Origin of the sequence: Dolichospermum sp. LEGE 00246, assembly GCF_015207865.1 — a bacterium.
GTDB classification, from domain to species: Bacteria; Cyanobacteriota; Cyanobacteriia; order Cyanobacteriales; family Nostocaceae; genus Dolichospermum; species Dolichospermum heterosporum.
Window position 1 is genome coordinate 1 of record NZ_JADEWA010000213.1, and the last position, 8,818, is coordinate 8,818.

Sequence of the window (8,818 nt, forward strand, 5' to 3'; positions counted from 1 at the left end):
GGGTAGGGGAGGTAGGGGGGTAGAGGGGGAGGGAAGAACAGAAGTTTTTTCCGATCATTACCCGTCAAAATAAATTTGACGAACTACTAGAACCCTTGTAGAGAAGTTTCATGGAACCTCTCTACACTCTTTTCTGGAGATGTTTATTGAGGAACTGCGGTTATTAAAACTGTATATTTGTAGATACCTACGGGAATATTAGACGTAGCTTGAACGTTCATATCAACTGTCAGAGGCGTAGGCTCAGAAACAGGTACCTGCAGGAAACCATCGCTTCTGACAGAGGTACCAGGAAGTCCTGTACCAGGGGATGCGGTATAAGCTTCTACAGAAGCTTCACCTGCTTTTAAAACTGACTTGGTACTAGCTAGAGTAATAGGACTATTGGCTGGATCAGCAACAGGAGTGTCTACAAAAAATGCTGTGCCTGAGTTGCATGAAACTGTAGCACCTGCTGCTTTTGGAGTTACACCAGCAGTTGCTCCTATTGAGGTGCCAGAGCTAGAAGAAATAGTTCCCAGGTCACGACCTCTTGCCACAATTGCACCGGATGTGAGGTTGGTGAACGAACAGTTAGCCTGAGCAATACCTGTAAAGTCCATATTCAAGGTTTGGTCAGCCTTGGCTACGGGTGCTAATAAAAAAGAACCGCCTAATACAAGAGCGGAAATCAAAGAGATACGTTTCATTTTTTTAATACTTAAAGTGGTAGAAGTAAGACCTTGTTCAAATGAACCGATGCTGGGAGTCGGTTATTGAGGAATTGAAACAAGTAACTTAAGTAGGGTTACTATATAATTTTTTCTATATGCTGTGGGCATATTTAAGAAAGTTAAGTAAAGTTCCTTAATTATAATTGTCGAAATCTCTTTATAATTTAGTTTTAGCTATTCATGAAGAAAAAATAAACTTAGTATAGTTATCTTAAAATTGATTATTTTTATGTTGAGTCATGAAAATCCCAAGAAGTCGCCATACATACTTATTAACCGACTTGGGCGAGGAAAAAATAATTAATACCCTTACTGAAAACCAAGTGAACTCTCGTAATAGAATTAAGTAGGTGAACACAATAAAACCAAACTGTGTAAAGAAACGTAAAATCGCTGAAAACTTCTTTACTCTTGCCTCTTGCCTTGCTATAACGACAATTTTCAACGCTAACCTACTTAGGTGGATATATGAACAGGTGGAGAACAATGCTGAAAGATATCCGCTCAATAAATGGGGGCAGACCACCTATTCGGGAACGATTTTACGCCATTTGAGGCTTGTCATTGAACGATTTACCCCGGATTATTGAGCGGATACCTAATTTTTTCGGTAGAGGAGCGGAAACTCCCCGGCAAGTTGAGAAAGTTGAAAAAGAGAAATTTAAAACACCCCAAGGAAGCCTTGTAGAAACGTTCCATGAAACATCTCTACAACGCTTCTCAGAGGATATTTGAACAGGTTTTAGGGAACACCAATAAATAAATTACCCAATTTTGTGGGTAAGTAATTGGACAAAAATATTTACAGTCATTGCCAGCCAAGGGAAGCAATCACAACCATTGGAATTGCTTCATTTCACTTCGTTATATATGGCTAACGCCACGCTGCGCTAACGCAATGACATTGTGTAATTAATTTTGTCTCACTACTTAACAGTCCAACTGTTTTGAGTATATTAGTAGGGTTTCAGAGTTTTGGCGAAGGTATTGTTTAAGCGACAGATGTTAACTCAAGACTTGCAGCAGGAGTCGCTGATTCTCCGTTATTGGTTGCAGACTGGTCTTCTGGAACATCTACATTTAAAACAGCACTAGGGGCGCTAGTTAGAAATTGAATTGCTCCTGCAACTTCTTTGTAAGGACAATTTTGCAGATAGCCAATCAATCCGTCCCGTTGACGATCTGTAATCAGATAAACGGTCTGTTTAACGTTACTCATAAAACCTCACGCTGTGTGGAAAACTTTTTGGGATTTTAGACATTCTGGCGTTTGTCCACCCTGTACGGGCAGAGTTGCTTGAAACACGGTAAGAGTACATTAGTTGTCTCTAAACATACCATTAACAAGCAAATAGATTTAACTGTTCAATAGACATCTCCAGAGATTAAAGATTCTTGACCTTGACCCCCTGTAGTAGAGACGTTCCATGTAACGTCTCTACCATCTTTTTTGGAGATGTCTAATACCTTCGCCAAGTTAAAAAAGCTTTGATTTGTAGCTTGGGTTAAGCGACAGCACGATTTAAAGCTTATGTTGAATTGTACATTTGGTACACCACGTAAACTTACCATTGCTTCGCAACGCTAACAACCCAAGATACAAAAAATTGCGATTGTTAATAACATACACCATAATTTATTTTATATCAATACTTTTTTTTGTATGTCTAACTCAGTTATATTACGGTTTAAGTCTCAAATTTAGCTGTTGATACGGTTCAGAGGATTGGCTTAGATCTATGGTTTTCGGTGCTGCGGGGATATTATTAATGAAAAGATTATAATTAGGGTCTATTAATCCTTCTAGATAATAGATACCGTCCGCACTAGTAATAGAAAAGACTCTGTGACTAGAGGTAGAAGATACAGCTTCAACTCTAGCACCAAAGATAACTTTTCCTTGAGAATCAGTTGCAGTTCCTGATATCGCATAGGATCTAGCAAAGGGAATCAGGACTTCTGTAAAACCTCCTCCGGTAACTTCAAGTGCTACAGCAGTATTTTTAGTAGGATACCAATCTAGAGGATAGCTAGAAGGATCTAAGTCAAGGCGATAAAGTCCTGGGTCAAGGGGTGTAACAATCCCATTATCAGTGAATTCTGGTAGATATTCGGAAATAGGCTTGTTATTAATAATCAAGAGTGAGTCGAATTTTTTGACAATTAAAGGCTCTGTCGGCTCTCTAATACCGTTATTATTTTTATCTAAAAATGGTTTAAGTAGAATACCACTAGAAATTTCGCCCATAGCTGAAGAAGAATCTTTTAGGTAAGCACCACGTTTGAAGTCAAAATTAGTTGATAGTAAAAGTTGAAATCTACCACTATTAGACCCCAAACCAACATTACTATAATTAGCTTGCAAAGATAAACCGGAAAAGATTTCGTGGGAGAAATTAGTCATAAATCCCGACCCATTTGAGCCAATAACATAACCTAATTCTACCCGCAATTTAGATTTATCTGGCTGAAAACGCCAATTGAGAGTTAGTAAAGAGTCTCCTTTAGAGTTGCTAGAACCAGGTGATACAAGAGTTTGATAACTCAAACCCAGAGAATTATAGGAACTGCCTGTTTTTGAACTAGAGTTACCTAAGAGATTGTAAGTGAGGTTAGTTTGGGTAAGAAAATTATTATGAGAATGTTGGAGTTGAAACTTACCTATTTTGCCATTTAAATCCCATTTTATTTTACTTACACTATTCCATTGCAGAGTTAGGGAAGCAGAAATTTTCCGTATTAATATATTAACTCGTGTGCCAATGTTGTACCTAAATGGCAAACTAGCAGTGTAGTCATAGTTAAAATCACTAAATAGCACTAGATAGGGTAAAACAGTTCCACGAATATTCAAACTACTGCGTTGTAAATCTGTAGCTAAATTGGTTTTGATTTTAGGAGTGGGATTATACTGAATATTAGCGTTAACGTCCCAATCTGTGTTCAGAGTTGGAGTTAAAGCCGAAGCTGTAATTTGTAGGGGAGTATTTTCGGGTTGAAACAATAACTCTGTTGAGGCGGAAAAACCATTGTCATAACTAGCGATCGCTCCCAATGTCAGTTGTTGGGATACCCCATAACGATAGCTTGCAGCTAAAGACAAATCGCTGAAAGTTCCTAAAAACTGTTTATTATTAGTAAAATTATTGCGTCGTGTCCCGGCTGATACCATTAGAGAAGAAGTGCGGGCAGGTGACTGTCCAGGGATAATTGAGAGCTTGACAATTCTTTCTTCGGGTTTAGATGTCAGTTTTCCTTGGGGATATAACAGTAATTGCACTTCAGAAAGGGTGACATCGTTAAAACTGTATTTTCCTGATTCATCCACTAAAACCTCGGCAACAAGCTGCTGATTAGACATAGAAAGTAATTGTACTAAAGTTCCTGGAGCGGCTTGACCTCTCACCGTTTGACCGAAACCTGTTGGTCGGACACGAGTAATTACGTCTCCACCGTTCCCCAGGCGCATGGTAAATCCCCAGCGTTTGACGGCGGTTACACCCCAAAAAGGTTTGGAGCTAGTGCTACGCCAAAAGGGCTGTTGTGAGCCTATAAATAAATCGCTGGAGTCTTTGTGGAGAGTATAGCTGGCTGAACCTAATCTCAAAATGGTTTCATTTTTATTTTTGGTTTGGGTTCGTGTTTGATTAAGAGTGAGAAGCCATGATCCGCCTAGCAAGCTACCACTACTGGTAAATATTCGGTTCTGACTACCACGAGAAGGGGAATTTTCGGTTGTTTCCTGTTTATTTATGGTAGTGACAGTGAATCGAGGCGCAGAAATATGGGGGATGCTCGTGAAGTCAATGGGCGGCTCAACGGGGACTTTGGTGGGGTCAGATTGGTTTGTAGCAGGATATTTGATTCGGATGGCATAATTATTAATGTCAAATTCTGGAGTAATACCAAACCAATCTTTAACATCCCGCATAGACAACACAGCACCAATTTCGGGGTCGAGTCTGAGGCGGCTAAGATCAAGATTGAAGATAACTGTGCGTGATCGTAATTGTACCTGACCATTAGGCAAATTAGTCACCTGAATATTTAACGCCTTGATCATGGCATCATAGGGAACAAGCCAATCATCAAATTGAATTGCCTGAGAACCATCCTCAGTTCCCCTTACCAATGTACTTTTAACAACCACACGTCCATCTACTTCAATTCCAACAGGCAAAACGCCCCATTGAGCAGCAATATTTTTAGGATCAATGGGGGGGATTAATGGGGGGGATTGGTTGGGAGGAGAAGGGGCAGACTCATTAACTGGCGGGACTGCTGGAGTTTTAGGAACTTCTTGAGTAACTTCCTGATTTTTACTATTTGTTTCTTCTCTATTGAGTGGTTTGTTAGAGATTTTATCCGAGTATAGCTTATTTGAATCTATCACTCGCGGAATCTCTACTATATCTGTAAACTCTTTAACTCCAGGCGTTATAGCAGGCTTGATTTGAGTTTGTGCAACTACAGCGGCAGGGTTTATATGCTTACAGTAGTGGTTATAATTAGGATGGTAGTTTAAAAATTGGACAGATGGTAAAAAATAAAAAGCCATCTTTATATATTTAGGTAGATATAAGCTAAGAGGCTGTTTAAAAAGTTTTTAATGTATAAATAAATAGGGCTTGCTGAAAAAGTTGTCTGTGAGGGACTTACAATTAAAAAAATACTCAAAAATTTCTTGTGGTTCGGTCCGAAAAGCCCGCTAACCATCAAGGACGGGCAGGATGCCCATCCCACAAAATTGGGTAATTTATTTTTTGGTGTTCCCTTAACCCAACTACAGAAAGTGTACAAGGTATTGCTGCTAGTTAGCAAATAAGTCCAAATCTGTGACTGCACCTACACTGCTGGAATATACCAGTTTGGCGTATTTGGCAAGTACGCCTTTGGTATATCTGGGTGGTAGTGGTTGCCAATTGGGTAATTGGACAAAAATATTTATATATATAGGAATCCGGTTTGATTCCTTGTGACGTTTGTCCTATTACTTACAGCAAGGGGTTGAGCCTACAAAAAAAGATCTAGTCTAAACTCCAATTTATACAAGGGTTAAAGAATTGAACGCAGATAAACGCAGATAAACGCAGATAAAGATTGAATATTAACTCTGTTCTTCTTTTCTTTCTTCGTGTTCTTCGTGTCTTTGTGGTTCATTTAATTCGTACTTTTCTGACGCAAAGGGAATTTTCATGAGTTTTGCAGCTTCTTGTAATAGTGCTTGTTGTTCATTGTGAATAACTTCTAAACGCTGGGAAATTTCGGCTAACCTTTGTTGTTTACTGTGAGTTTTTCTAATTGGGAAAATTCCGAATCTAGCAAATTTTATCCAAAGAGATTTTAATATTTTTTGGAATAATATAAAAGGAATTTTAAAAATTGACCAACTAGCTGTTTCTATAATTTTAACAATTGCTTTGATAATACTCCAAAGTACAGCAATTGTAAATAATAAAATTACTACGCCTCTGACTGGGTGATTTATTCCCCATGTGAATATTTCTAATATTTGGAAAAACCAGGGATATTGTGATAAGAAATCATGAATAGTAGTATTAATATTTTTTTGGATTACTTCTGATGTATTGTCAGTAATTTTCTCGACATTTTGCCAATGATTTTCTAAATAAGCTTTAGTGTTATCTGTTGTTTGTGTGGCTTTTTGTTGTACAGATTGGGTGAAATTATTAACACCATTTTTTACTATTTGCCAATGTTGGGTAACTTTGTCTGGTAAGGTTGGATTTAGCTGCATAGGCTTGAAAATATTCAAGATAACGATAGCGAAGCGTGGCGTTAGCCATACCACAGAGGCGCAGAGGACACGGAGGGTAAGAAGGAAGAGATGCTATTTTCAAAATTAATTTTATTCAATTACCCAACTTCTTTAAGAAGTCGGGTATCTGGTATAATTCTAATTAGCAAACAGGTCTAAATCTGTGACTGCACCTACACTGCTGGAAGATACCAGTTTGGCATATTTGGCCAGTACGCCTTTGGTATATCTGGGTGGTAGTGGTTGCCAATTGGCGCGACGGGTGGCTAATTCTGCATCTGATATATTCAGTTGCAACAGACGATTATGGGCATCTATGGTAATGCTATCACCTTCTTCTACTAGGGCGATCGCACCACCTACAGCCGCTTCTGGGGCAACGTGGCCGACTACCATGCCGTAAGTACCACCGGAGAAACGTCCGTCGGTAATTAAGCCTACGGAGTCTCCTAAACCAGCACCAATAATGGCGGAGGTGGGGGCTAACATTTCTCTCATGCCGGGTCCGCCTTTGGGTCCTTCGTAACGGATAACGATGACATCACCGGCTTTGATTTTTCCGGCTAGGATGGCATCTAAACAGGATTCTTCTGATTCAAATACTCTGGCGGGTCCTGTAATAACTGGCTTTTTGACTCCGGTAATTTTGGCTACTGCCCCTTCTGTGGCGAGGTTGCCTTTGAGAATGGCTAGGTGTCCCTGGGCGTACATGGGGTTATGCCACGGACGAATTACGTCTTGGTCTGGACGTGGTTCGGCGGGGATGTCTGCTAATACTTCGGCGACGGTTTGCCCGGAAATGGTGATACAGTCTCCATGGAGTAAGTCATGAACCAGAAGCATTTTCATGACTTGGGGAATGCCGCCGGCTTTGTGTAAGTCTGTGGCGACATATTTACCACTGGGTTTTAAATCACAAATGACGGGAACTCTACCGCGAATGGTTTCAAAGTCGTCTATGGTTAATTCTACTCCAGCAGCGCGGGCGATCGCTAGAAAATGCAATACGGCATTGGTTGAACCACCCACAGCCATAATTACAGATATGGCGTTTTCTATAGATTTCCGGGTGATGATTGTCCGGGGTAATATCTGCTTGCGAACGGCTTCGACGAGGACAACGGCTGATTGTTCCGTACTGTCGGCTTTTTCTGGGTCTTCGGCAGCCATTGTCGAGGAATAGGGTAAACTCATGCCCATTGCTTCAAATGCTGAAGACATGGTATTGGCTGTAAACATCCCACCACATGACCCTGCACCGGGACAAGCACCGCGTTCAACAGCTAACAGTTCATTTTCGTCAATTTTGCCAGCGCTGTATTGACCAACGGCTTCAAAGGAACTGACAACGGTTAAGTCTTTACCCTCATAATGTCCGGGTTTGATTGTTCCACCATACACAAAGATAGCAGGGATATTCATCCGCGCCATTGCTAACATTGCCCCAGGCATATTTTTATCACAACCACCAATTGCTAATACACCGTCCATACTTTGGGCGCTACAGGCTGTTTCAATGGAATCAGCGATGACTTCCCGTGATACTAGGGAGTATTTCATCCCTTCTGTTCCCATGGAAATCCCGTCACTGACAGTAATTGTTCCGAAAATTTGGGGCATGGCACCGGCGGTTTTAACTGCGGCTTCTGCCCTTTGTGCCAGTTTATTAATCCCCATGTTACAGGGGGTGATGGTGCTGTAACCGTTGGCTATACCGACTATGGCTTTGTTAAAGTCTTCATCTTGGAAACCTACAGCCCGCAGCATGGCACGATTAGGCGATCGCTGTACCCCTTGTGTGATAGTTTTACTTTTAAGATTTTCTGACATCTTTTTTCCTTGTTTACTATCTATTGTCGCTTAGTCTTCAGTCTTCCTTATACCAAATTAAGATGTAGCTGCATAGAATCAGATTTTTGGATTTATTAAACGCTGATAAACGCAGATTAACGCTGATAAAGACGGATAAAATGGTCAAATTATTTTTGTCGAACTTGCGTTAATTTTAAACCCATGAAGATGGGTTTTGTCTGTGTAGCTGTGGTTTCTAACCGCTCAACTTCTTCAACACCGCATCCGTAAAGGGATTTTTCCCCGCCTTCAAATTCTTCACCCAGCCTTATAGTTGCGCTTTTGACTCTTTATCATCAGTCCATTTAATATATGCCTCAAAATCCTCAATAGCGCCTGAATAGTTACCCGTTCACAGGGGGTGAGAATTTATTAAAAAACCTGAAAGCTTTGTCTGTTGGGTTTTTCAGGCAACTTGACATATTAACGAATGGTTCTTAAATTGGCTGGAAAACGATTTGCAAACCGATATAGA

8 protein-coding genes are annotated in these 8,818 nt (G+C 40.3%); 2 read left to right on the forward strand and 6 right to left on the reverse strand.

Annotation, left to right across the window (positions count from 1 at the left end; translation table 11 throughout):
- Positions 1–143: 143 nt before the first annotated feature.
- Positions 144–689, reverse strand: coding sequence for a hypothetical protein (locus IQ228_RS14700; protein ID WP_193963305.1), 546 nt, complete (start codon positions 687–689; stop codon positions 144–146).
- Between the two features lie 588 nt (positions 690–1,277).
- Between IQ228_RS14700 and IQ228_RS14705 the strand changes: the two genes are divergently transcribed.
- Positions 1,278–1,448 carry a hypothetical protein gene (locus tag IQ228_RS14705; RefSeq protein ID WP_160170601.1) on the forward strand — a complete coding sequence of 57 codons (171 nt, stop codon included), beginning with the start codon at positions 1,278–1,280 and terminating at the stop codon, positions 1,446–1,448.
- Between the two features lie 256 nt (positions 1,449–1,704).
- Here IQ228_RS14705 and IQ228_RS14710 read toward each other — a convergent pair whose 3' ends face one another.
- From IQ228_RS14710 to IQ228_RS14720, 3 genes are all read right to left on the reverse strand, one after another.
- A complete protein-coding gene (locus IQ228_RS14710; protein WP_193963307.1) occupies positions 1,705–1,932 on the reverse strand; it encodes a hypothetical protein in 228 nt (75 codons plus the stop codon).
- 146 nt (positions 1,933–2,078) lie between these two features.
- The gene (locus tag IQ228_RS14715) at positions 2,079–2,285 is read right to left on the reverse strand and encodes a hypothetical protein (RefSeq protein ID WP_152540417.1); all 207 of its coding nucleotides are present in this window, start codon (positions 2,283–2,285) and stop codon (positions 2,079–2,081) included.
- Positions 2,286–2,394: 109 nt separating this feature from the next.
- Positions 2,395–5,271: a carboxypeptidase-like regulatory domain-containing protein gene (locus tag IQ228_RS14720; protein WP_193963309.1), complete on the reverse strand. Its 2,877-nt coding sequence runs from the start codon at positions 5,269–5,271 to the stop codon at positions 2,395–2,397.
- A gap of 277 nt (positions 5,272–5,548) precedes the next feature.
- Here IQ228_RS14720 and IQ228_RS14725 point away from each other — a divergent pair, with 277 nt between their 5' ends.
- Positions 5,549–5,692 (forward strand): hypothetical protein, encoded by a 144-nt coding sequence (locus IQ228_RS14725; RefSeq protein WP_193963311.1) that lies wholly within the window; start codon positions 5,549–5,551, stop codon positions 5,690–5,692.
- Positions 5,693–5,820: 128 nt separating this feature from the next.
- Here IQ228_RS14725 and IQ228_RS14730 read toward each other — a convergent pair whose 3' ends face one another.
- The gene (locus tag IQ228_RS14730) at positions 5,821–6,471 is read right to left on the reverse strand and encodes a hypothetical protein (RefSeq protein ID WP_193963313.1); all 651 of its coding nucleotides are present in this window, start codon (positions 6,469–6,471) and stop codon (positions 5,821–5,823) included.
- 159 nt (positions 6,472–6,630) lie between these two features.
- Positions 6,631–8,322, reverse strand: a complete 1,692-nt coding sequence (gene ilvD, locus IQ228_RS14735; RefSeq protein ID WP_027401401.1) for a dihydroxy-acid dehydratase — start codon at positions 8,320–8,322, stop codon at positions 6,631–6,633.
- Between the last annotated feature and the right edge of the window lie 496 nt (positions 8,323–8,818).